Here is a 23,228-nt window from a genome sequence, read left to right on the forward strand (position 1 = left end):
GCGAGTGCGGCCGGCAGTGCGCTCAGGCGCCCGAATATTTCTGGACAAGCGCCTGTGCTGCGGCGATCAGCGCCTTGCCGTCGAGGTCCTTAGCCTTCATGTCCTCGATCCACTTGTCGTGGACGGGCCTGGTCGCCTCCACCCACTTCGCTTTTTCGTCCTCGCTGATCGTGCTGATTGTGCCTTCTCCGGATGCCTCGATCGCGGCGCGCACTTCTGCGCCGACACTGTCCCACATCTCGCCGGCCTTCTTGGCGAAGGCCATGCCACTGTTGGCGTCCAGCACGGCCCTGAGGTCGGCCGGCAATGCCTCGTACTTGCTCTTGTTCATCGCCAGGAAGAAGGTCGCGGTATAGAGCGTCGGCGAGCCCGGGATCTCGGTGTGGAACTTGGTGAGCTCGTTCACCTTGATCGAGGGAACCACTTCCCACGGGAGTACGCAGCCGTCGATCGACCGTTGGGCCAGTGCTTCCGGCACCTGCGGAATGGGCATGCCGACCGGCGTCGCACCCAGTGCCGCCAGTGCCTCACCGGCAAGGCGTGTGGGATTGCGAAGCTTGAGCCCGGCGAGGTCCGCACTGGACTTCACTTCCTTGTTGGTGTGGATCAGGCCCTGGTCGTGCGCCCAGAAGCACAGGAGCTGGGTGTCGCCGGTTTCCTTCAGCACATGCGTCTGGCCATATTCCTGGCAGGCCTGTGCGTTGACGGTCGCCTCCTTGGCGGCGACGAACGGCAGTTCGAACACTTCGGTGGATGGGAAGCGTCCAGGCGTGTTGCCGGGCAAGGTCCAGACGATGTCGACGACGCCGTTCGACGCCTGATCGTAGAGCTGCGGCGGCTTTCCGCCGAGCTGCATGGCCGGGAAGATGTCAACCTTCAGCGCGCCACCGCTTTGGTCTGCCAGCGATTTCGCCCACGGCGTCAACAGCCGCTGATGAACGTTGGATGCCGGCGGCAGGAAATGGTGCAGTTTCAGCGTGATAGTTTCCTGGGCGCGCGCCACACCCAGTTTCAGAACGAAGGGCGCGGCAAGCATAGCGCCGCCGGACTTCATCAAATTCCGTCTGTTCAGTTTCATAGGTTCCTCCCTGTCGACCCCATATTCACGCGCGGCGAACATCGCATGCCTGCGCCTGATCCTTCACGTCACATGAAGGTTATCCGGCGGGCAGATCTCCCCGGTCGCTTGAAACTTCCCTTTGCTCCTCATCGGAAAGCCTCAATCCATTAACATGTTAAGTTTATTTTGAACCGACTGTCAAGCGACGACATCGGGCAACAAGGCCGCGCCACGTGACCGCCGGGACACGTCCTCGTGAACGTGCCGGATCGAGCTTTCGTTTAAGGATTCAAGCCTGAAGCGCGCAAGCACACGGGGCCCGCGAAAAGGCGCGTGAAGGTGTCGATCGCGAGCCCTTGCGCCTGGAGATGATATCAGAGCGTGAGCGTCTGCACGGTCCCCGCATATTCGCAGTCGAGCTCCCAATCGGCGCCAACCTGGCGGACTTGGAGGAAGGTCGCGCCGTCACCGGCAGCCGGCCGGGTCGCATCGACGATGCAGCGATAGCGCTTGGCCTTGTAGTCGAACTCGAACGTCTCCTGCTCGACGATATCCTGGTCTATTCCGTTTGCGAAAGGATAGGGCGCGTACATCGCGGCCGTATGGATCGAATGCACGGTCGTGATCGGCGTGCCGTCCATTTCCGTCAGTCGGGCCGTTGCGATGCAGCCCCGGTGTTCGTCACCGGAGAGGAGCACGACATGCTTGATCTTTCCGGCGGCGATGACGCCGAGCACATCGCGCAGACTGTTCGGATAGCCGTCCCAGCCATCGGAACGCAGCGCACTCAGATTGTCCGGACTGAGGCTGGCATCGCGCTGGATCGCCCGGCGATGACGCGGCAGGAACATCGATGGCGACGCGATGAATTTCGGGCCTGCGCCCGCAAGCCACGCCACAAGCTTGCCCATCGTCTGGCCGGCGGCCAGCCCCGGATCGAACAGGGTCGCGTTGGCAAGCCCGGCGCCGACCTTGCGGTGCGTTCTTTCTGTCCGGGTGTCGAGCAGGAAAAAGTGAAAGCCGTCGTAGTCGAAGGTGTTGTGCTGAACGTTCAGCTTGGTGTCCTGTCCACGCTGGTACTTCTCGAAAGCCGCAAAACCATCCTTCTTCAGCTTTGCATTCGAATCAATGTCTTTCGGAGACGCCAGCGGCTCCCAATTGTCGTCAATCTCGTGGTCGTCCAGAAGCATGAACGACGGGATGCGGCGCAACACCTCGCGCACGTTGCGTTCGCGCAGCCACGCCTCGTAAGGTAGGCGATACCGGTCGTCGTTTGTCGCCGGATCATAGAGCCCGGCGGTCGGATCGACATAGACCTGATCGCCGACGAAGAGAGCGAACTTCGGCTGGATCCCCGCCCCTGCCCCGATCCTGTCGGCAACGCGACCGTAGGAGCGATAGGCAACCTTGCCGTCGATGAAACCGGCCGGGTACTGGCACGAGCCCAGAACGAAGCTGGTACCGGCGAGCGAAGGGAGCGCCGCAGGAACGAGCGGAGAATCATAAGGGATCACGCCGTCCATCAGCCCCCGATCCTGCTCGATGAGGTTTTCCAGCGCCGCATCGCCCATCAGGAAGTTGAGCGTCATCGACGTACTGGCAGACGCCGTTGACTGCGGAACCGCGTCAACCGTCAAATTCGTCGTCGGTGTCATGCCCTTGTAGACAAGGCGGTTCGGCGAGAATTTTGTCACCTTGCCCGGATTGATGTCGGGCAATGGCGCCTTCATCGCATCCGATATTGCGCTCGATATCTGTTCGAAGCGCTCGTAGCGCAAATCTTGCAGCCTCTCTTCCGGGTTCGCGTTCGAATGCCGAAGGTCTGCTCGGTAGACGACACCGTCCTTGGCTAGTGCATAGTATTGGGCTTTTACCGCCCCGGGAGGCGCCAGAGTATCTTCCTCCGCGTAGGCGAGCAGGACGAGCAACGCGTTTCCCGGATAGTTCGGATCATACCCCGGCATTGACGTTGGAAGCGGCGCCTTGAATGCGTCCCAGCGATTGTCACGCAACTCCGGCGACCAGTAGACCATCATGTGGCTGGTGACATAGGGCAGATCCCAGGGCAGGCCATCGGGGCGAAGAATATCGTCCCCACTTAGCTGGACACGCAACATGATCACGCCCTCGGTCTGGCGGAGCGCTGGCAGCGAACCGAGGCGAATGACAAGGTCGCCGAGTTCCTCCGTGATGATCGGCCCGATCCAGGGCGGGTAGGCCGTCATCGTGGTGGCCGCGGCGACCGGCTGCTGCGTTATGTTCTTGTCAAGAAATGCTTCGATCTTCTGCAAGGTCGCGTATCGCGTCGTTCCGACAAGAGCGTCCTGGTGGCCGGCACCCGGGTTGAGATAGGGTTCCAGGTAGACACGCCCCGCATCGTCGAAGACGCGGCGCATGCGGTCGACGGTCGCGGGATCCGTCAGACCGTTGCCCGATCCGTGGACGCTGAAGGTGGGGAATTTCCAATTATCCCGCAGGAGTTCCCGCGACACCAGCCGGTTTTGCCCCCTGTAGTCGGTGAGCATGGCGTTGCGCACGAAATGCACCGTCGTGGAAACCGTATTGAGGCTGAGCGCGCCGAAATGCTCGTTGATGAAGCGCAGCATCTCCGGCTCCATGTTGGCGACGTTGAAGTCGCGTCCATAGAGCGCGTCCATCCGGTGCCGGGTCCTCGTCCACGGCGTCCGCTTCCAGGGCCAAACCGGGTTTTCAACGTCGAATTCCTCGACCGGGTAAGGAAGCGTCGACAGCACGCGGTCCCAGAGGTCGTCGGCGAGCGTCGGTTTATCCGGATTGAAGCTGTAGCTGTCAGGCAGGAAGCCGAGAAGGTAGCGCACCGCATAGGCGCGGAAGATGTTGGCGGGCGTGAAGACCACCAGCGGACCGACCTGTGTGAAGGCCACCCGATCGACGAGATCGGTAATCTTGCCCTCCAGCGTGGCGATGCTGAAAACCATCGTGCCCATGCAATGGGCGATGACGTCGAGCTTCGGCGCGCCGGTCTGTGTGGTGATCGTCCGCAAGACCAAGGGCACGTCTTCCTTGCCAATTTCGTCGAAGCTCCAGGCAGCACTTGCGGTCGGGTGCGCCGGGCTGGTTCTGAGGTCGGCGATCCAGACCTCACGCCCCGTCTTCCAGAAATGGCTGGCGAAGTTGGGATTGACGGCGTGGTGGGCAAAGGTTGTCCCGCCGGCGCTGTATCCGTGGATCATCACCAGCGGCCGCTTCGTCGTGCCGGGATGGGGATAGCGGGTCAGCAGGACTTTCCCGAGAACCGGCGGGCCGCCGAGTTGAGGCTTGGTCGTTCCGACGACGAGCGTCTGTCGCTGCGCTGCGACCGTACCGCCTCCCTTGATCTTCAACTGCGCCGGCGGGCGGAAATCCACCACGTCGTTAGCCGGGTCCTTGTCCTTGTCGGGTGCACGGAAACTCCAGATATGCATGCCCAACAGCAGCCGGAGAAAATACCCGAGGAAAGTCAGAAGCGCTCCGATCGCGGCGACGCCGTCGCGCTGTTCCGTGATGCGCACGAGCGGCACGCCGATACGGGCGAGATAGTCGAGGTCGAGTGTCAGCACGCGGCCGCCGGACGCTGTCTCCAACCCCGGAAATTGCTCCAGCGCGACCTCCATGAGCTGACGCCAGGGATTGGAGCGCCGATCATAGGTGAAGCGCTTGGTGCCGACGATCCGGTCGCCCAAAAGGGAGATGCCGCCGGTGATCGGGTCCGGCGTGCCGATCTTCAGATCATAGACGAAGGCGCGGATTTCGCCGGACCGGCTGGCGATGGCAAGACCCGAGCGGACGCGCTCAAGGAAGCCGGGCCCACCGTCGCCATCGACGATCGCCTGATAGCTGTCGCGCAGGCCGCGATTGAGCACCCAGGCCTTGCCGGCACGCCAGATCCTGCCGCCGACCCACGTCGACTGGCGTTCAAGGACCCGCAGGCTGCCGGTCAGGGGCGCGGTAAAGGTGGCGATCGCCTCAAGCTTCTGCTCCTTCAGGCCGGCAGGCGCCCATGTCTGATGGAGATTGTCCCACTGATCCGCAGGAAAGATGCGGATCATGCTCCGCGCCAGCGGCGCAGTGGCATCGGTCGCGACTTCAAGAGTTCCATCGCCGCCATTGCTTGGCGCCAGATCGGCCAATGCTTTCGGTTTGAAACGCAGCGTGAGCTCGACAACTCTCGTTTCAGCGGCTGCACCGGCCGCCGAAAACCTGACCCGGCCGGCAAGGCGCTCGATGATCTCGGCATCGGCATCAGGGGCCGATGCGGCGGCATCGGTTTCACGAAACACCGGGCGAGCCAAGGCAAGGCCGGGCACAGCAGGAGCCGGGGCGACATAACCCCAGGCTGCTGCGAGCGTCTCCGAGGCGCGCAGGGCCACTGCCGCGATGGTGAGCGCCGGATTGGTGCCAAGCGCCGTCGGAATGATCGAGCCGTCGAGAACCACAAGACCATTGTGGAAGTCGTTCGGCAATTCCGATTTGAAGACGCGCCCCAGATGGTCGACGACGCCCGTCGCACCGGTGTTGCCCATTACGCAGCCGCCGAGCGGGTGCACGGTCGTGAGCGGACCGCGCTTGTTCTGCAGCAGCCAGTTCAGGCTGGCTGGAAGAAGCTTCCAGACGGGATTGGCGATGATGCGACCGCCCGTATTCTTCGCCAGCCGCGCCAGCGCCTCGATCTCGGTGTCGAAGACCGGCAGGGACGGCAGGTCGTCCCAGCGCATCCGCGCGGTGCCGTCGTTGTCGTCGGAAGCCGAAGCATCCAGTTCCATACGCCCGGCGGCGCCGTCATCGGCCATGACGGCATAGACGGCGGAATGTTCTATCCTGCCGGTCGGCGCCACATAGGCATCATCGTCCGGGAAGCCCCGCGTATGCGTCGACCAGTCGATCCGATCGAGGCCGTGAAGCGTGTTGAGCGTCGCAAAGATCTCGGTAAAGGCGAGGCGCAGGCCCGCTGGAACAGAGAGCTCCTCGATCAGAACACCGGCCGTTTTTCGAAGATCGAGCACGCCGGTGATCGTGGGACCGATCGCACGCTTGGAGGGCTGCACGGCCTCGTCCGAGACGGTATTGACCGGATTTGATGTGGCATAATCGGTCACCAGCATGTCGCCATTGGTCGAGCAGTGATTGCCGAAATGCACGGAGAGGCTGAGGCCCTTGGCCTGTGAGCGCTTCAGGATTTCGAACGAGCCGAGCGTACCCGCCGCCAGCACCACCTTGCCTGCGCGCACCTGCAGCACCTCGCGGTCGCGTCCGCGAAGGGCCGCGTCGGTATAGACGCAATCGACGATCCAGTTGCCGCCGTCCGGCTTGACGCTGAGCACGGTCGCGCTGCTGAAGATCTCCGCCTCGTTGCTTAGCGCCGTGACGAGCAGATTGACGTCGAGCGAGTTCTTAGCGCCGAAATTGCAGCCCGTCGCGCAGTCGCCGCAGCGCACGCATTTATTGAGCCTGACATTTCCTGAGCTCACCGTGTCGGTCATCGCGACCGTAATCGCCGCCTCGCGAAAACCCGTCGTTGCGATGTTGCGGAAGGATTTGTGTTTCTGGGGTATGCCGTCGGGATGTTTCGAGATGGAGTTCGGGACGCCGTTTGCGGTGCCACCCAGAAGCTCGCTTGCACGATCATAATACTGCCGCCAGGTCGTCAGGTCCTTGAGGTCATCGGGCCAGCGCGTGTGAAACACGTTCTCGTCGGGAACTTCCATGACGCCGGCATTGATCAGCGAACCGCCACCGACGCCGTTTGCGACCACCGTGACGACCTCCGGGCCGATCCGTACGTCGACCAGCCCCTCCTTGTTACGATCGCGACGGATATGGCGGGGCAGCTCGGCAAGGCCCGTCGGAAACGAGCCCGGCAGATACTCCTTGCCACGCTCGAGCACCCCGACCTTGACCGGGGCGCCCCCCTTCGTGCGGCCGGCCATGGTGGCGGCAGCGATCGCGCCGCCATAGCCACTGCCGACGATGAGGACGTCGAAGTGGAGTGCGGCCGGCGCCTTTCGAACCCGGTCGACCAGCCTTTCGAAACCCTGGGAAATCCAGGCTGTGTGCGAGGTGTTGTCGAAATCAGCGCCGGCCATGGTCGCCTCCCGGACGTTGGTCTCGGGCACGAGGCGGGTATCCGTAGTTCCAATCGGACATAACGCTCTCCATAAGATGCGTCTGACGCCTGAACTCGGTGTGCGAGCCGCGATGGCTCATGTCTTTCGATGCCCCCAATAGGAGGCGTCGACATCCGGGAAGAATGCAAAAATCCGAAGCGTGTGCGGTTTGCGCCAATGCCGATCTATCGAAGTCGGCTAGCCCTCTTAGCGATTGCTAAATAATATGCGAGAGTCAGCAAATCGGCGAGGGATAAATGCACTTCTGCGCGAAGAGAGCCCCTGTTTCGCGCATTTCGTGATCAATCACCGCGCGAAGGAAACATGGAGACGGTCGCAAAATCGCTCGAAGGGTTTTTGCCGCTGAACCTGCTTGGCCGACTTTACGGCTCTGACGGAGAGCGGCCGGCGGCGGTCGAGTTTCCGGCCGCCGTGATCTTTGTCGACGTGTCGCGCTATACGGCCCTCGTCGAGCAACTGGCGCGACGCGGCAAGGAAGGGCTGGTGCAGATCCCGAAGCTGCTCGGCCTTTCCTATGCGCGCTGTGCCGACCATATCTGCGACCGCGGCGGTGAAGTCCTTCTCTTTGCGGGCGACTCGCTGCTGGGCTATTGGCCCGCCGACGAAACGGGTCTGGCGCGCGCGGTCAAAAATGCGGCCGAGTGCGCCGAGGCTATCTGCAAGGAGAGCCGCGAGCGGCGAGACCCGGGCGCAGGCGAAATCGGGCCAACGCTGCATATCGGCATCGGCGCCGGGCAACTCTGGGCGGCTGCCATCGGCGGCCAGCCGGTGTGGAACCTTGTCGCTGGGGGCGATGCCGTCGTCCAGGCTGCAAGCGCACAGACACTCGCCCACCGCTGGGAAGTCGTTCTGTCGCCAGAGGCGGCAAGGACGCTGACCGATGGTGACGAAACGCATGCGCCCGTCGTCGCACCAGCGCACGCGCTAATCGCGCACGAATGGCTCGTCGCGTTCCTTCCGATGCAGCTTCAGGAATTGCTTGGCCCCTCGCCGACGAAGCCGGCAATAGAACCCCCCTCCCTCAGAACATCGGCCGAAGGCAATCTCCATCGCGATGCGCGGCTCGACACGCTTGCGGAGATCAGGCCGGTGTCCGTCGTTTTCGTGCGGATCATCGGTCTCCAGCACCAGGATGCCCAGGCACTCGTCCGGCACCAGAACCTCTGCGCCACGCTTCAGGCGATTTCGCACCGCTGCGGCGGCCCGCCGGGCGAGCTGCTCTTCGACGACAAGGGGCTCGTCTATCTCTGTGTTTTCGGGACACGCGGGACGTTTCACCGCGACGACCCCGCCCGCGCCGTGGATGCCGCCCGCGCCATCGGTCGCCACATCGCGGAGATGGGGCTTGCCGTCTCGGTCGGCGTGGCGACGGGCGAGGCCCTGTTTCGCGTCGTCGGCAGCGCGCGCCGTCGGCAGCTGATGGTTCTCGGCACGCCGGTCAATCGCGCCGCGCGCCTCGTCACGACCGTCTCCAATGATGTGCTGTGCGATGCGCCGACCGAAAGGGCAAGCCGGACGTCCTTCGATTTCGAGCAACGCGGAACCGTCCAATTGGCGGGGCTGGGCGACGTGGCGCCAGTCTTTCGTCCCCTCGAACCGCGGTCGCGGGCCCTGCCCGCAACAACGCTGATCGGCCGCGAGCGGGAACTTGCCTTCCTGCAGCATGCTTTCGAGGAGACGCGCAGCGGTTCGAGCCGCCTTGTCGTCATCCTGGGCGAACCGGGCATCGGCAAGAGCAGGCTGGCGGCCACCTTTACCGACAATCTTCACGCAACCGGCGTTGCGATCGCCGTGACGCTTGCCGAACGGGACGACCGGCGAAGCTCGCTTCTGGCCTGGCGGCGCGTCCTTGAGACGCTTTTGGGATTGCCCGCCGAAAGCGATGGCCTCGTCCTGCTCGAAAGCATCACTGCCCGCATCCGCACGGCGCCATGGATCGCCGACCGCCTGCCCCTCCTCAACGACCTGCTGGCGATGGAGATCGAGCAGAACGAGGGAACGCGCCACCTGGAAGGCGCCCACCGCGCCGATGCGACCATGCGCCTGCTCGGTGATATCCTCGGCGTCCTGGCGCCTCGCCCGTTCGCCCTCGTACTCGAAGACAGCCAGTGGCTGGATTCCGCCTCCTGGCGACTGGTCGAATGGGTTCTCGGCTCCGTGCCGTCGCTGCTGCTGGTGCTTTGCGTGCGCTCCGAAGAGGTGCCCGAGGATCTGAAGCAATTGCGCCGACGGGTCGAGGCGGCAGGCGAGACCGGGACCGAGGCCGAGGAGCCGGCCCGGCGCTACCGCATCCTCGAACTTGAAGAACTCGACGATAGCACTGTTTGCGAACTCGTATCGCGCACGCTTGGCGAGGTGCCGCCGCAACAGGAACTCGCGCGCAGGGTCGCCGCCCTTGCCGGAGGTAACCCCTTCTTTGCCGAGGAAATCGCGCTGACGCTGAAGAGCGAGGGCCTGATCGCCGTGCGCGACGGCCTCTGGCGTTCGATCCGCCCGCTCGAGGACCTGCAATATTTCGAGGGCGTCGAGCGCGTCATCCGGGAGCGGGTCGATCGTCTCGACTCGATATCGCAGGACGTGATCAAGGCGGCGGCCGTCATTGGGCGCTCGTTCACTTTCGCTGAGCTGGAGGCGTTGCTGAAGGACGAATTGAACGCAGAGGGGCTCGGCTCCGCCGTCGAAAGGCTGGTCGATGCCCATCTGGTGCGCCGGCTCGGTCAAGCCGGAAGCTACGAGTTCCGCCACGACCAGACGCGCGACGTGGTCTACGGATCGATGCCGGGCGACCTGCGCAGCCGTCTCCACGCATCGCTCGCCCACTGGCTGGAGCGCAGCCGCATCGAGGCGATGGGTGGGGACCTGGCCGTTCTCGTCCAGCATTTCGAGGCGGCGGACAACAAGGAGAAGGTCGTAAAATATGCGGATCTGGCGGCGGCCAGGGCCCTGCAGGTCGGCGCCTTCCGGGAGGTCGAGTCCTTTCTCGGCATCTGCATGGCGCACGAGCCGAAGCCGCAGGACTGGACACCGGAACAGCGGCTGCAGGCGGTTCGCTGGCGGCGCAAACTGGCCGAGGCACACTACAGCCGCGGCGACATTCACGCACAGGGCATTGCCGTCAGGAACGCGCTGAAGGCGGCCGGCCAACCGGTCCCTGTCTCTTCGTCCGCGACCCTGATGCGGCTTGCCGCCCGCAGCCTGCGGCTTGCGGTGCAGCAGATGCTGCCCGAAACGGCGAAGCTTGCCCACCGCGAGGACCGGTTGTCCTGGGAGAGGGAAATGGCGCGTTGCCTGAACCAGGCAGCGCTGGTGGATTACTTCGAGCTGCGCTTCACCCGCGGGATGTGCAATCTCGTCGGCGCGGTGGCGCGCGCGGAACGGACCGGACGGACGATCGAAATGGCGGTTGCCGCCTCGCAGCTCGGCTGCGGCTTCGGGATGATGGGCTGGCGCTCGGGGTGCCGCTATTTCATGGAAAGGGCCGAGCGGATCGCCACTGAACTGGCAGACACCGCCATCCATGCGCATGTCTGCAATCTCGACGCGCTCTGGCAGCTCGGGCGCGGCGAATGGGCGGGGGTGGACGCAAGGCTGGAGCAGGGCCAGCAGTTCTGCCTTCGGGCCGGCGATCAATTGCGGTGGTGCAATGCCCAGGGCATGCGCTTCTGGTCGCTCTATTATCGCGGCGAGCAGGCCGCGCTCGAACCGACGACGACCGCCCTCCTCTCGCGCGCGCAGAATGCCGGCAACATCCAGCAGGAAATCTGGGCGTTGCGCTGCAAGGCGTTGTGCGTGCTGCACACGGATCAGCCGCGCGAGGCCGTCGACATTCTCCGGCTGATCACCTCGGCGATGCTCGGCTCGGTCGATCTGGCGGCACAGATATCGGCAAAGGGCGCGCTGGCGCTGGCGCTCGCGCGCACGGGGCGGCATGCGGAGAGTGTCCAGGCGGCCGCCGAAACCTTGCAACTGGTAAAATTGATGCGCCGGCCCTCGTCCCACAGCACCTTGGTCGGCATCTCCGGCGCCGCCGAGGTTTTCTTGCGCGGCCGGGAAGCCGGGCTCGCCCATGCTTACGAGGAATGGCCGCGCTGGGAGGGCCAGGCGCTGCGCGAGCTCAAACGTTATGCCCGAGCTTTCCCGATCGGCGCGCCGCAGCTTGCGCTTTGGTCGGGCGTATCACTCTGGCTGGAGGGCAAGGAGACGGGCGCGATGTCCGTGTGGAAGGACGGCATGGCGGCCGCGCAGCACCTCAGTCTTCGGCGCGACGAGGCCATGATCGCCGCCGAACTGCGCCGCAGGCGGGACCGGACGTGACTAGCCGGCGCAACGCGCGAGGTTGTCGTCTCCAAGCTCGCCCAGCCGTTCGGCGAGGAGCGTTCTAAGGCCGGGCTGCCCGACAAGCGACGCCGCCAGGGATGCCGGCACCCACCGCATCGTGCGCGCACCTTTTTCCGGAAAGTCGGGCGCCATCGACGCGACGGCGATCAGGTGAACCTGGACGTGATAGACGGCCGCCTTGCCAACCTTGCTGTAGGTGTAGCCGCCGATTTCGTCGTTCAACGCCGTTCCGATGACGCCAGCCTCTTCGAACGCCTCCCGGACGGCAGCGCCAAGGGTGTCTTCGCCATATTCCAGGTGCCCTTTGGGAATGCCCCAGAGCCCGGTGGTGCGGCCGCAAATGAGCAGCACTTCAAACCGGTCCCCATCCGCTTCCTTGCGAAAGCAGATCGCACCGGCCTGGTCGACGACGTCCGGCTCTGAGTCGGAAACGGTAATCGCGTCCGATGACAGACGTGACACAGCGGATGTTTGCATCATCGTTCACATATTGAACTGACTGGAGGCCAAGTGAGGGTCAGGCGGCTATGTGACAGTTTTATGACGAGTGAGGGTGAAATTCAACAGGACGCTAATGCAATTAAACGGCCGGAAAGACAGCAGTCCGCGAGGCAACATTTTCAGGCTTTGCGAAGCTGATGACGGCCCGCAAATCGCGGGCCGCCTTCGCATCGAAGCTTAATCAGAACGGCGAATCCGGGAAGTAGAAGTCCTTCGCATTGTCCTTGGTCACGAGCGTTGCATCGATCGTGTAGACGCCGCGAACCGGAACCTGGCCGTAGAAGTTGGCGACGGTCATTTCGAGCGCCGTGCCGACCATTGCCGGCGGATAGAGCACGTCGACCGGGATCATCTTGTCGCCGTCCATGACCTTCTTGATCATTTCCTTCGAGCCGGCGCCGGCAACGACATACTGGATGTCGGTGCGCTTGGCCTGCTCGATCGCCTGCAGCACGCCGACCGCCATGTCGTCGTCCTGGCACCAGACAACATCGATCTTCGGGTACTTGGTCAGGTAATCCTGCATGACCTTGAAGGCGTCGTCGCGGTTCCAGTTGCCGTACTGGCGGTCGAGAACCTTGACCTTGGAGCCTTCGATGCCCTTGTCGAAGCCGTCCTGGCGCTGCTGGTCGATCGGGATCGGCAGGCCGCGGATGACGACGACTTCAGCTTCCGGCGTCGTAGCCTTGATGTATTCGCCGGCGACCTGGCCAAGCGCCGGGTTGTTGCCGGCAACGTAGAGGTCACGCACCGAGTTGTCGTTGACGCTCGGCGCACGGTCGACGAGAGCGACGAAGGTCCCCTTGCCCTTCACTTCCTTGATGGCGTTGACCAGCGGATCCGGATCGGTCGGCAGGATGACGAGCGCGTCGATCCCCTGCGTCTCCAGATCCTGCACGGCGTTGGCCTGGCTTGCAGGATCCGGCGAGGTCTTGACGATGACGTTCAGGCCGGGATTGCGCTCCATCAGGATCTTGGCAACCCGTTCGGCATGGAACACCACACCGGCCGTCCAGCCATGGTCGGCAGCCGGGATCGACACGCCGATGGTTACCTTCTTTTCCTCCTGCGCGTGCGACACGCCGGCAAAGGCGGTCATCGCCGCAAGGGTCAGGCCGAATAGCTTCTTGTTCATTAAGTTCCTCCCAAATTTCAGGTCAGCCTGTTCAAGGCCGGGAGACCTGTAGACCCGGCCGTCTCACGACTTCCGCACCAGCGAGCGCTGGACGAGCATCGCAATGATGATGATCGCGCCCTGGATGGCACCGATCAGGTATTCGCTGATGAAGTTGGAGAGCAGCATGATGTTGCCGACCAACTCGAGGATGAACGCGCCGCAGATCGTGCCCCAGACGCGGCCCGCACCGCCTTTGAGCGCCGTGCCGCCGACAACGACGGCGGTGATCGCCTGCAGCTCCCACAGAATGCCTGTCGTCGCCGAAGTCGAGCCGAGGCGCGGCACGTAGAGGAGAACGGCGACCGCCACACAGAGCCCTTGAATGACGAAGGCGATGGTGCGCACGCGATTGACGGAGATGCCCGAATAGCGGGCAACGTCGCGGTTGGAGCCGACGGCAACGACGTGGCGGCCGTAGCGCGTACGGTAGAGGATAAAGGCGGCAACAGCAGTCACCGCAAGGATGACGACGATCGGAACCGGCACACCGGCGATCGTGCCGAAATAGGCCGGCCGATACATTTCCTGAAGCTCAGGTTCCTTGAGCGTGATCGCCCCGCCCTGCGAGAGCCAGGTCGTCAGCCCGCGATAGATGCCCATGGTGCCGAGTGTGGCGATGAAGGGCTCGATCTTGCCGACGGTCGTGATCAGACCGTTGGTGAGGCCACAGAGTGCACCGGCGACGATGGCAAAGAGGATTGCCGCCAGGAGCATGAGCACCGGATCGGCGATGACGCCGGAGTTCATGAACAGGATCATCAGGCTGGCGATGAAGGCGACCATAGCGCCAACGGAAAGGTCGAGATCCCCGGATGAAATCACGAAGGTCGCGCCGACCGCGATAATGGCAATGAAGGCGCTTCGGGTCGCGACATTGGCAAGGTTGGTAATGCTGATGAAGTTGGGATTGACCAGCGCGCCGACCAGGAGAAGCAACGCCAGCGCAACGAACGGCGCCACGGCCCTCAGATCGATGTCACGCCAGCTGCGGCGGCGGATGGCTTCCTGGCTGCCTTCCTGGTTCACGCTCATGTCCAATCGAACCTCCCCCATCTGTCGGGATTCTTGTTGTTGTCGTTGCCGGCGGCCGCGCCGTTGGCGCGGCTCAAGCCGCCGTCTTTTTCTTCAAACCTGCGGCGTAACGCATGATCTCCTGTTCGGAGATCTCGTCGCCTTCGAGAATGCCGGCGATATGGCCTTCCCGCATGACCGCAACGCGACTGCAAAGACCGATGATCTCCGGCATTTCCGAGGAGACGACGATGATCGAGCGACCGTCCCGGGCGAGCGCGGAAATGAAATGATAGATCTGCTGTTTCGTGCCGACGTCGATGCCCCGCGTCGGCTCATCGATGATGATGATGCTCGGGTCGGTTTCCATGACCTTGGCGAGAAGCAGCTTCTGCTGGTTGCCGCCGGACATGCGCCCGGCGACGATCCTGTCGTCCCGCACGCGAATGTCGAAACGACGGCGCGCCTTGACCAGGGCCGCCTCTTCGCTGCCGGGGTCGAGATAGCCAAGACGGCTATGACGGCCAAGCGATTGCAGCGTCAGGTTCGCCATCATGCCGGCATTGAGCAGCAGACCCTTGGCCTTGCGGTCCTTCGTCATATAGGCAAGACCGGCCTTGTTGGCCGCATGGACGTCGCCGGATGGCACAGGCTCACCGCGAACCATCACCTCGCCGGCCGTGCGCGCACGCAACCCGACAATCGCCTCCATCAGCTCCGTCCGGCCCGAGCCGATCATGCCGGAAAAACCAAGGACTTCGCCGCGACGGACATCGAAGCTTGCGTCGCGAACATAGCCAGTCGAAATGGCATCGACCCGCAGAACCACCTCTTCGTCGACATCGGGCTCATTCTTGGCGGGATAGAGGCTCGATAGTTCGCGCCCGACCATCAGCTGGGCGATCGCCTCGCCGTCGAGAATGGATGTGGGCGACGTCTTGATCCACTGGCCGTCGCGCAGCACCGTCACGCGATCGGTCAGTTCCATCACCTCGTCGAGCTTGTGCGACACGAAGACGAAGCTCGTTCCCTTGTCGCGCAACTTGCGCACCAATCGGAACAGGAAGTTCGTCTCCTCGCGCGACAACACAGCCGTCGGCTCGTCCATGAACACGACGCGCGCATCGCGGCTGATGGCCTTGGCGATCTCGACCATCTGCTTTTCGGCGATCGACAGCGACCCGATCATCGCGCTCTCATCGACATGCGAACCGAGGAGATCGAGCACACGACGGGTCTCGACGCGCATGAACTTGCGATCGAGCACGCCGAAACGGGTTACCTCGCGGCCGAGAAACAGGCTCTCGGTGACGGTCAGATGTTCGGCGAGATTGAATTCCTGGTGGATGATGACGATGCCGAGTGCTTCGGCCGCGCCATTGGCCGGCAGCTTCGTCGACTTGCCGTCGAGAAGGATCTCTCCCGATGTCGGCTGCTCGAAGCCCGACAGGATCTTCACCAGCGTGGATTTGCCAGCGCCGTTCTCGCCCATGAGCGCATGAATCTCGCCCTGGCGAAGCTCGAAATCGACGCTGAAAAGCACCTGCACGCCGCTGAACGACTTGCTGATGCGGCGCGCCGACAGCACGACGGGAGCCCCGTCGACATGCTCCGTGCTCATTATCCCCTCCCTGCGGCCTCCACCGCTATTTCAATGATGTAAACCTTTACACTCGCCGATGTAAAGGTTTACATCGTGCTTGCTCGACAATTTTTTTGGCTTCTTCGTTTGACCGTCGGGCGAACCTGTGTAACGTCCACGCAGCAAATCCGAGGCCAAGCGTGTCCAATTCCCAGCCCGCAACCATTGAAGACGTCGCACGCATCGCCGAGGTGTCGATCGCGACCGTATCGCGGGCCATCCACATGCCGGAAAAGGTTGCCAAATCGACGCGCCTCAAGGTCAACCAGGCGATCGCGATCACCGGCTACACGCCCAATGCGATGGCGCGCAGCCTACGGCTCGGCCGCTCGAACATGATCCTCGTGGTCGCGCCCGATATCGGCGACCCGAACTTCTCCAGCATTCTGGTGGGTCTCGAAAACGAAGCGCGCGCCCATGGTTACGGCGTGCTGATCGGCCATACGCAGAACGACGCCCAGCGTGGCCTCGAATATCTGAAGTTCTTCAATTCCAACCAGGCCGCGGGCATGATCCTGTTTACGGGTATCCTTCCCTTTGGCCATCAGACGCTGACGGCCCGCCTGCCGCCGACGGTCGGCGTCTTCGAGCCGGTCTTCAACGGTGGCATCCCCTATGTCGGGGTCGATGACGTCGAGGGCGCGCGTAAGGTCGTCGACCTGCTCATCTCCGAAGGGCATCGGCGGATCGCCTTCATCGGCGATTCCAACACTCGCCTCGCCTATGGTCGGCGGCGGCAGGGATATGAAGCCGGGCTTGCGGCAGCCGATATCGCCATCAATCGGCGTCTGATCATGGAAGGCGACGGGACCGTGGAAAGCGGCAGGCTGGCGCTCGAGCAGCTGTTCATGCGCGACGACCTGCCGACCGCCTTCATGTGCGTCAACGACCAGACCGCGCTTGGCGTGACGCTTGGCCTGCGCGCCCGCGGCTACGATATCCCCGACGACTTTTCCGTCACCGGCTTTGATGATGTCCCGCAAGCGAGTTTCATGACGCCTTCGCTGACGACCATACGCCAGCCCCGCACCGCCATCGGCAAGCACGCGATGGCGCTGCTTCTGGAGTTGCTCTCGGACCGCGCAGCCTCCGAAACCGAAATCCTGCTGCGACCCGACCTGGTGATCCGCAACTCCGTCGGCCCGCCGCCGGCACGGCGATGACGCGACATTCCCATCCGTTCTGAAAACGGCTGCCCGGGCTTCCGACGATGATCCACTGCCCCCGCGCCTGTGACGTCGCGATGGAACCGTTTGCGCTCAAATCGGTTCTCCCCGTGTGAAGTCAAAGGAGCAACGAAGATGGATCACACAGGTCACGTACGCCTCGCAGCCACCGAACTGACGCCGGCGATTTTGGAAGGGGCGACCGTTTACGGAGCGGACGACGATAAGGTCGGCACGGTCGACCACATCCACGGCGTCGGCACGGCGAGCACCGTCATCATCGACGTCGGCGGCTTCCTGGGCATCGGCGCAAAACCCGTTGCCGTGCCGCTTGCCGATCTCGATTTCATGCGTGACGAAGACGGCGACGTCCACGCCGTGACGACGTGGACCAAGGACCAACTCAAGGAAATGCCCGAGCATTACGACTCGTAGCGTGGTTCTTACACGGAGGCCTGGCAGGGAGACCTGAGCTTTCCAGCCTGTGGAGTTGCACAGAGAGTGTGGCGGCGGTCAAATGCATCCCCGGCCGCCGCATACGGCAGGACACTCCATCCCGCAGCGCGGTCTCCGCGGGAACCGACCCTCCTCATTACGCAACGATAACAGTCTCATCGTCGGCGAGGATCCGCGAACCGACGTCGCCGCGTCCTTCGCCCTTCGCGGCAAGCCTTGCCTCATGTTCCTTGCCCCACGTCGACAGGACCGTGACCGCGTCGTTGAGGCTCTTGCCAAACTCCGTCACCGAATACTCGACCCTTTGGACGGCGCCCGGGAAAACCTCGCGGCGAACCAGGCAATCAGCTTCCATTTCGCGAAGTTGCTGCGTCAGCACCTTTTCACTGATCCCCGGGAGGAGCCGTCGCAATTCGCCGAACCGGCGCGGCTCGATGTTGACCTCCCACAATATGAGCGTCTTCCATTTGCCGCCGATGGCATTCAACGCCGATGCAAAGCCACATTCATCCTGCTGCAACCGTTTCACGCGTCATGCTCCACTTCCGGCTTACCGCTTACTTTAAAGTGCGTAATTTACAGGCTCCGAAAACCGCTCCTATTAGACGGCAGCTTTCAATCGGAGTTGTCGTTCATGATCAATATAGGTGTTGCAGGCGATGGACGCACTGGCCCCGCGCGCGCCCGGATATTTGCAGCAAGTTATCCGCTGGATGAACTCCCGGCCTCGGCCAGGTATGCCCCATGACCACAAGCGATCGCCTGCAAGACAATGGACGGCCGCAGGAGACGGAACGCGCTGGCAAGAGAACGGCAAGCTGTGCCTGCGGTGGCCTGAAGGTGACCGTGAGCGGCGCCCCTGCCCGCGTCTACGCCTGCGCGTGCCTGGAATGCCAGCGCGCGACGGGATCGGGCTTCGCCTACCGCGCCCGGTATTCCAGGGCGTCCATCGCCATCGAAGGGGAACGCCGGGTGTGGCGACGCGGCAGCGACGCCGGCCGCTGGGTGGACCAGACCTTCTGCCCGACATGCGGAACGCTCGTGTACATGGAGGCGGAGGCACTGGCGGACGCGGTGGTGATCTCCGCGGGCTGCTTTGCCGATCCGGACTTCCCGCCACCGGCCGCCATCTTCTGGGCCTCGCGCCGGCACAGCTGGTATGATCTGACAGAGGGTATCGAGACATTTGGATAGGCGGCCGGTTAAGAAAGAAGCGTCCAGCCCGTCCGCCGCGGCCAGGGCCGCGGCGTAACATCGGCGCGCCGTTCAGCGCGTCTCGGTATCCGCCCGTCGGGCCACAAGCCCTAAGTCCTTGGCGCCGAGTTTGCCGATGGCGGAGAGGATTCGGTAACCTCCGACCACCGTATCGCGCTCGGCATTGGCGAGTTTTACCTGGACCTTGATCAATTCAGCTTGGGCTTGGAGCACGTCGAGGAGGGTACGCTGGCCGATTGCTTGTTCTGCCATCATGCCGTCCTTGGCCATTGTTGCCGCCTTGACGGATGCCCGGTTGGCGGACGCGGTCGCAAGCGCTGCCTGGTATTGCGCCCAGGCAGAGGCCGCCTTCGCCTGAACTTCGGCGTGCTGAACGTCGACGGTGATGTTCGATTTGCCAAGGTCTTCCTTCGAGCGCCGTATCTCGGCCTCCACCTTCCCTCTCTGATAGATGGGTACCTTGAGTTCGATGCCCGCCTTTTGCTCGGTCGCCGATCCGTCGAACGCCATTGCGTCGATCGCGCTGTTGCGTTCGCCTCTGCCGATCCCGATCGAACCCTTCACGGTCGGCAGGAGCTTTCCCTCGCTGACGGCGACATTGAACACGGCGCCTTCGGCGAGGTGCCGTTTCGCCAGAAGGGCGGGATGCTGCTTGGCGGCGATCGCCAGCGCCTTATCGAGGTTGGCGGGCAGCATTTTCACGGGGACCTTTCCGCCCGTGAGCTTGCCCGGTTCGTCGCCGATGATCTGCCTGTAGGTCGCCTGGACGCGCTTGGCTTCGGCATGGGCGAGGCTCAGTTCCGCCTCGGCCGCGGCGCGGCGCGCCTCGGCCTGCGCGATGTTCGTTCGGGTGCGTTCGCCGGCCTGGTGGCGGGCGATCTCGGATCGCTTGAGTTCCTTGAGGAAATCGAGGTCCTGCTTGCGCAGCACAACGATGCGGCGCGCCAGCACCACGTCCATATAGGCCTCGGTCGCCTCGAACAGGATGTTTTGCTCTGTGTTGCGCGTGTTCTCCTCGGCGGCGCGCTGCCGCGCCTTGTTGACCTCGACATTGTTGGTCGTCTGCAGTCCGTCGAAGAGGGTCTGGTCGAGCACGATGCCAAACGTGCCGCGATTGGTGGCCGCGCTCGAATCGTAGCCGATCCCACTGCGCCAGGTGATTTTCGGATGCATCGCCGACCGGGCGATGTCGATGTCGTACGCGCTCGCCCGTGCTCCGGCGCGCGCTGCATTGAGCGTCGGGTTGTTGCGGTAAGCCTTCGCCAGGGCACTTGAAAGCGGCTCGGCATGAGCCTCAGCCATGGCAATCGGCGCAATCATTGCAACCAGGGCCACCAGTATTCGTTTCATCGAACAGGAATCTCCGTTGGGACGCCGGATCGCCCGCCAGCAGGCGAGACAATCCGGATCGAGGGCACGCAGACGCTCGTCGGGCGGCGTCAAGGGATGGCCAGCAACCGAGTGGCGTTTGGCCGACGGGATCGGCAGGGATGGCACCGCTTGAATTTGTCGCCGCCGGACCCCTCGCGAAAAAATATCGTGCCGCCGCGAATCCTTTTTCGGGTTCGACGCCTCTTATGACTGAGACGACGGATCTCGGTTTTGCATCGGAGGTGTTGCATGGCATTTTTTCGCAAGAATATCGGTAGAGCGCAGCAGACAGTGCGGATTGGCCTTGGGATCGGTGCCGCTGTGCTGGCATACAGTTTCCTGAGTGGTTGGATCGCCCTCCTGGTGGGCGTATCGGCCCTCACCTTCGTCCTCACCGGCCTCATCGGCTACTGCCCGGCCTGCGCCGTTGCCGGGCTCCACGATCGGAGCAAGCCATGAACACCAAGGCGGTGACGACCGAAACGTTCGAAGCCGCCCGCCACGGCGATCGCAATGCGATCGTCCGGCTGCTCGAGCGGACCCAGCCTGACATTCGCCGCTACGCCCGGGCAACTTGCCGTACTGCCGATGTCGACGATGCGACGCAGGAGGCGCTCTGGCTTCTGTCGCGCCATGTCGGCGCAATCCGGGCACTCGCGACCCTGTCGAACTGGTTGTTCAGCGTGGTCCGGCGGGAGTGCCTGAGGCTCGCCAGACGCAGCGGTTTGGTCGCCGACATCGATGAAGACGCGCTTGAAACAAGCCTGGTGCAGCGGCCGGAACACGTGTTGCGTCTCGATCTTGCAGCGGCGTTCGAGGCTCTGCCCCAGCAGTATCGAGACGTCGCTCTGATGCGCGACCTCCAGGAGATGACGATCGACGAGATCGCCACGACGCTTCATCTTTCGCGACAGGCGGTGAAGGCGCGGCTGCACCGCGCACGCCTGCTTCTGCGAGAATATTTGGCGGGCTAACCACTCAGGAAGATTGCTGCGTGGTCAGCTCCGGAAAGCCAGGCACGTCACGCTGCCACGGTCTCCTTCGCGATTTTCGGAAACGCCAGATCTACCACCAGGCCGCCGGCCGCTGCTTCTGCGAGTTCGACGGAGCCGCCGTGCGCCATCATGATCTGGGCAACAATGGCCAGCCCCATGCCGGTTCCCTCGGCGTTGGTGTTCCCGCGCACAAACGGTTTCAGCATTTTCTCGCGCTCCGCGGCCGGGATCCCCGGTCCTTCGTCGGTGACGCGCACGATGCGGGCTTGGAGAACCTCGACCATGAGCACCTCCGTCCCGCGTGCGTGTCGCATTGCATTGACGATCAAATTATCGAGGGCCACGCGGATAGCCGGCTCGGAACCGGAGACCATGACCCGCCCGCCCGCCTTGAGCTCGATCTCCATGCCTTGCTTCATCGCCAAGGGCACATGTTCAGCAATGACCGCGCGCGCAATGGCTGCGAGATCTATCATGGTGAAAGTCAATGCCTGGCCGGACAGACGCGCCAGCTGCAAGGATGTCGTGACGATCGACCCAAGGCGCGCCGTGTCGCGAACGAGGACCTCCCTCACCTCCGGGTCCTGCACCAGGTCGAGCTTCAATCGCAGCTTGGTCAGCGGCGTCCGCAGCTCGTGGGATGCATTGGCAAGAAAGTGTCGCTGCGCTTCGAACGCGTTGTCGATGCAACTGAGCGCGTTGTTGAACGCGGCCACCATCGGCTTCAGTTCTACGGGCGTGTCGCGGTCCGATATCCGGCGACCACCGGGCAGACCATCGATCTGCTCGGCTGAATCGACAACCCTTTTTACCGGGATTGCGATGGTGCGCTTGACCGCGAAGACAGCAATCGTGGTCGTGGCGACGAGAACAATACCCAGAAGGTGATAGAGCCCCTGCGGCCAAATTTCGCGCAGGATCAGGAGCAGCGTTTCAGCGTTCGAAAATGTCACTCCGCCGATAACAGCCAGTTTGGGGGGATCTTCTGCGCTCAGTTTTCGCAGACCCAGAAACTGCTCATCGCCCTTCTTATAATAAAACTGAGAGGAAAAGACCTGAGGAGAGGTGGTTTCGATGATGTTTCGCGCCGTCTCCGGCACGGTGCCATGTACGATCGTTTGCTTTCCGTCACTGAGAAAATACCAGAACTCGGGTTGCTCTTTGGAGAGCTCGAGGAGCTTCTCGACGATGACCCCATCCACCTCAAGAACAAATTTCCCCGTATGGTCGTAATTCACTCCGTCCTGCAGAAGTTTGACGACGATGTCGAGTGCGAACTGTTTCCTGCTCTGCGCATCCATCAGCATGGACACCGTGATGGTGAGTGCAGTGCTGATCACCATCACCAGCACCATGCCCAAAACGAGCACGGTCGCCACCGGAAAAGCGATCGAATTTTGACGTTTCATCATTCCTGCACCAGCATGTAGCCGATCCCGCGAATGGTCCGGATCGTTGCGTTGCAGTTGCCCTCACGCAGCCGCTTGCGGAGCCGCGAGACATGGGAATCGAGCACGTTGGACTCGATCTCCTCATCGATGTTGTAGACGGCAGCTTCCAGGTTATCGCGCTGCACGACGCGGCCTGCTCGCCGGATCAGGGCTTCCAAAACGGCGAGTTCGCGCCTTGGCACGCACAGTGCGTTCTCACCGATCATGGCGGAGCGGTTGACGAGATCGAACGACAGATTGCCGAACTGCGTGGAGCCGGTCTCATCCAGGCTGTAGCGGCGAAGCACGGCGCGCGCCCGCGCAATCAGCTCCATCGGCTCGAAGGGTTTGCCGACATATTCGTCTGCGCCCTTGTCGAGCGCAGACACGATATCGATGGGATCGTCCAATGCGGTCAGAACGAGCGTCGCCGGCCTTGGGCGGAGTTGCCGCAGCGTCGGCAACAGCGAAAGGCCGTCACCATCAGGAAGGTTGCGGTCGATGACGATGAGATCGAACTTGAAGGCAAGCAATGCCGCCTCGGCATCCGCAAGCGTCTCAAACACGTCCGCAACCCCGATCGCGGCTTCCAGCATGGCCTTGAGCGAAGACGCCAGTTCACGGTCATCTTCTACGATCAGAATTCGCATGTTGCCTACCAATATCGACTAGAATTGAGTTCTGAAGGCGCAAAGCTTTTTTGAAGGAAACAAAAGAGAGCTC

16 protein-coding genes are annotated in these 23,228 nt (G+C 62.9%); 6 read left to right on the forward strand and 10 right to left on the reverse strand.

Annotated features, from left to right (window positions below; genetic code table 11):
• Positions 1–22 precede the first annotated feature (22 nt).
• Positions 23–1,078, reverse strand: coding sequence for a TRAP transporter substrate-binding protein (locus OKW20_RS22855; protein ID WP_429115045.1), 1,056 nt, complete (start codon positions 1,076–1,078; stop codon positions 23–25).
• A 356-nt stretch (positions 1,079–1,434) separates the two neighbouring features.
• Entirely contained in the window at positions 1,435–7,191 is a 5,757-nt protein-coding gene (locus OKW20_RS22860; RefSeq protein ID WP_429175632.1) for an alpha/beta fold hydrolase, read from the reverse strand.
• Positions 7,192–7,506: 315 nt separating this feature from the next.
• On the opposite strand from OKW20_RS22860, the gene OKW20_RS22865 reads away from it, so the two are divergent.
• Complete coding sequence (locus OKW20_RS22865; RefSeq protein WP_429175635.1) at positions 7,507–11,517, forward strand: AAA family ATPase; 4,011 nt, start codon at positions 7,507–7,509, stop codon at positions 11,515–11,517.
• On the opposite strand, the gene OKW20_RS22870 is transcribed toward OKW20_RS22865, so the two are convergent.
• From OKW20_RS22870 to OKW20_RS22885, 4 genes are all read right to left on the reverse strand, one after another.
• On the reverse strand, positions 11,518–12,003 hold the full coding sequence (locus tag OKW20_RS22870; RefSeq protein WP_429175638.1) for an NUDIX hydrolase: 486 nt from the start codon (positions 12,001–12,003) through the stop codon (positions 11,518–11,520).
• A 220-nt stretch (positions 12,004–12,223) separates the two neighbouring features.
• Positions 12,224–13,177: a substrate-binding domain-containing protein gene (locus tag OKW20_RS22875; protein WP_043612049.1), complete on the reverse strand. Its 954-nt coding sequence runs from the start codon at positions 13,175–13,177 to the stop codon at positions 12,224–12,226.
• A 63-nt stretch (positions 13,178–13,240) separates the two neighbouring features.
• Positions 13,241–14,251 (reverse strand): ABC transporter permease, encoded by a 1,011-nt coding sequence (locus OKW20_RS22880; protein ID WP_043612051.1) that lies wholly within the window; start codon positions 14,249–14,251, stop codon positions 13,241–13,243.
• A 73-nt stretch (positions 14,252–14,324) separates the two neighbouring features.
• Complete coding sequence (locus OKW20_RS22885; protein ID WP_429175642.1) at positions 14,325–15,851, reverse strand: sugar ABC transporter ATP-binding protein; 1,527 nt, start codon at positions 15,849–15,851, stop codon at positions 14,325–14,327.
• Between the two features lie 161 nt (positions 15,852–16,012).
• Between OKW20_RS22885 and OKW20_RS22890 the strand changes: the two genes are divergently transcribed.
• Entirely contained in the window at positions 16,013–17,035 is a 1,023-nt protein-coding gene (locus tag OKW20_RS22890; RefSeq protein ID WP_043612055.1) for a LacI family DNA-binding transcriptional regulator, read from the forward strand.
• 138 nt (positions 17,036–17,173) lie between these two features.
• The gene (locus OKW20_RS22895) at positions 17,174–17,473 is read left to right on the forward strand and encodes a PRC-barrel domain-containing protein (RefSeq protein WP_043612058.1); all 300 of its coding nucleotides are present in this window, start codon (positions 17,174–17,176) and stop codon (positions 17,471–17,473) included.
• A gap of 157 nt (positions 17,474–17,630) precedes the next feature.
• Here the strand turns inward: OKW20_RS22895 and OKW20_RS22900 are convergent, their stop codons facing one another.
• Positions 17,631–18,023 carry a winged helix-turn-helix transcriptional regulator gene (locus tag OKW20_RS22900; RefSeq protein WP_429175647.1) on the reverse strand — a complete coding sequence of 131 codons (393 nt, stop codon included), beginning with the start codon at positions 18,021–18,023 and terminating at the stop codon, positions 17,631–17,633.
• Positions 18,024–18,238: 215 nt separating this feature from the next.
• Here OKW20_RS22900 and OKW20_RS22905 point away from each other — a divergent pair, with 215 nt between their 5' ends.
• Positions 18,239–18,688: a GFA family protein gene (locus tag OKW20_RS22905; protein WP_429175650.1), complete on the forward strand. Its 450-nt coding sequence runs from the start codon at positions 18,239–18,241 to the stop codon at positions 18,686–18,688.
• A gap of 72 nt (positions 18,689–18,760) precedes the next feature.
• On the opposite strand, the gene OKW20_RS22910 is transcribed toward OKW20_RS22905, so the two are convergent.
• Positions 18,761–20,152: a TolC family outer membrane protein gene (locus OKW20_RS22910; RefSeq protein ID WP_429175652.1), complete on the reverse strand. Its 1,392-nt coding sequence runs from the start codon at positions 20,150–20,152 to the stop codon at positions 18,761–18,763.
• 177 nt (positions 20,153–20,329) lie between these two features.
• Here OKW20_RS22910 and OKW20_RS22915 point away from each other — a divergent pair, with 177 nt between their 5' ends.
• Both OKW20_RS22915 and OKW20_RS22920 read left to right on the forward strand, forming a co-directional pair.
• A complete protein-coding gene (locus tag OKW20_RS22915) occupies positions 20,330–20,539 on the forward strand; it encodes a YgaP family membrane protein (protein WP_205239610.1) in 210 nt (69 codons plus the stop codon).
• Positions 20,536–21,054, forward strand: a complete 519-nt coding sequence (locus tag OKW20_RS22920; RefSeq protein WP_429115052.1) for an RNA polymerase sigma factor — start codon at positions 20,536–20,538, stop codon at positions 21,052–21,054. The genes OKW20_RS22915 and OKW20_RS22920 overlap by 4 nt, the downstream gene beginning before the upstream one ends.
• Before the next feature lie 47 nt (positions 21,055–21,101).
• On the opposite strand, the gene OKW20_RS22925 is transcribed toward OKW20_RS22920, so the two are convergent.
• Positions 21,102–22,487, reverse strand: a complete 1,386-nt coding sequence (locus OKW20_RS22925; protein ID WP_429175656.1) for a sensor histidine kinase — start codon at positions 22,485–22,487, stop codon at positions 21,102–21,104.
• On the reverse strand, positions 22,484–23,155 hold the full coding sequence (locus OKW20_RS22930; protein WP_043612064.1) for a response regulator transcription factor: 672 nt from the start codon (positions 23,153–23,155) through the stop codon (positions 22,484–22,486). Before OKW20_RS22930 ends, OKW20_RS22925 begins: the two co-directional genes overlap by 4 nt.
• Positions 23,156–23,228: the final 73 nt, after the last annotated feature.

It is taken from the genome of Ensifer sp. LBL, assembly GCF_050435225.1.
In the GTDB taxonomy this organism is placed as follows: domain Bacteria; phylum Pseudomonadota; class Alphaproteobacteria; order Rhizobiales; family Rhizobiaceae; genus Ensifer.

What these genes read in the sequence shown, in the direction of transcription:
- OKW20_RS22855 (WP_429115045.1), bottom strand. Translation starts at nt 1,078, where the DNA reads ATGAAACTGAACAGACGGAATTTGATGAAGTCCGGCGGCGCTATGCTT.
- OKW20_RS22865 (WP_429175635.1), top strand. Translation starts at nt 7,507, where the DNA reads ATGGAGACGGTCGCAAAATCGCTCGAAGGGTTTTTGCCGCTGAACCTG.
- OKW20_RS22875 (WP_043612049.1), bottom strand. Translation starts at nt 13,177, where the DNA reads ATGAACAAGAAGCTATTCGGCCTGACCCTTGCGGCGATGACCGCCTTT.
- OKW20_RS22880 (WP_043612051.1), bottom strand. Translation starts at nt 14,251, where the DNA reads ATGAGCGTGAACCAGGAAGGCAGCCAGGAAGCCATCCGCCGCCGCAGC.
- OKW20_RS22885 (WP_429175642.1), bottom strand. Translation starts at nt 15,851, where the DNA reads ATGAGCACGGAGCATGTCGACGGGGCTCCCGTCGTGCTGTCGGCGCGC.
- OKW20_RS22895 (WP_043612058.1), top strand. Translation starts at nt 17,174, where the DNA reads ATGGATCACACAGGTCACGTACGCCTCGCAGCCACCGAACTGACGCCG.
- OKW20_RS22905 (WP_429175650.1), top strand. Translation starts at nt 18,239, where the DNA reads ATGACCACAAGCGATCGCCTGCAAGACAATGGACGGCCGCAGGAGACG.
- OKW20_RS22915 (WP_205239610.1), top strand. Translation starts at nt 20,330, where the DNA reads ATGGCATTTTTTCGCAAGAATATCGGTAGAGCGCAGCAGACAGTGCGG.
- OKW20_RS22920 (WP_429115052.1), top strand. Translation starts at nt 20,536, where the DNA reads ATGAACACCAAGGCGGTGACGACCGAAACGTTCGAAGCCGCCCGCCAC.
- OKW20_RS22925 (WP_429175656.1), bottom strand. Translation starts at nt 22,487, where the DNA reads ATGATGAAACGTCAAAATTCGATCGCTTTTCCGGTGGCGACCGTGCTC.
- OKW20_RS22930 (WP_043612064.1), bottom strand. Translation starts at nt 23,155, where the DNA reads ATGCGAATTCTGATCGTAGAAGATGACCGTGAACTGGCGTCTTCGCTC.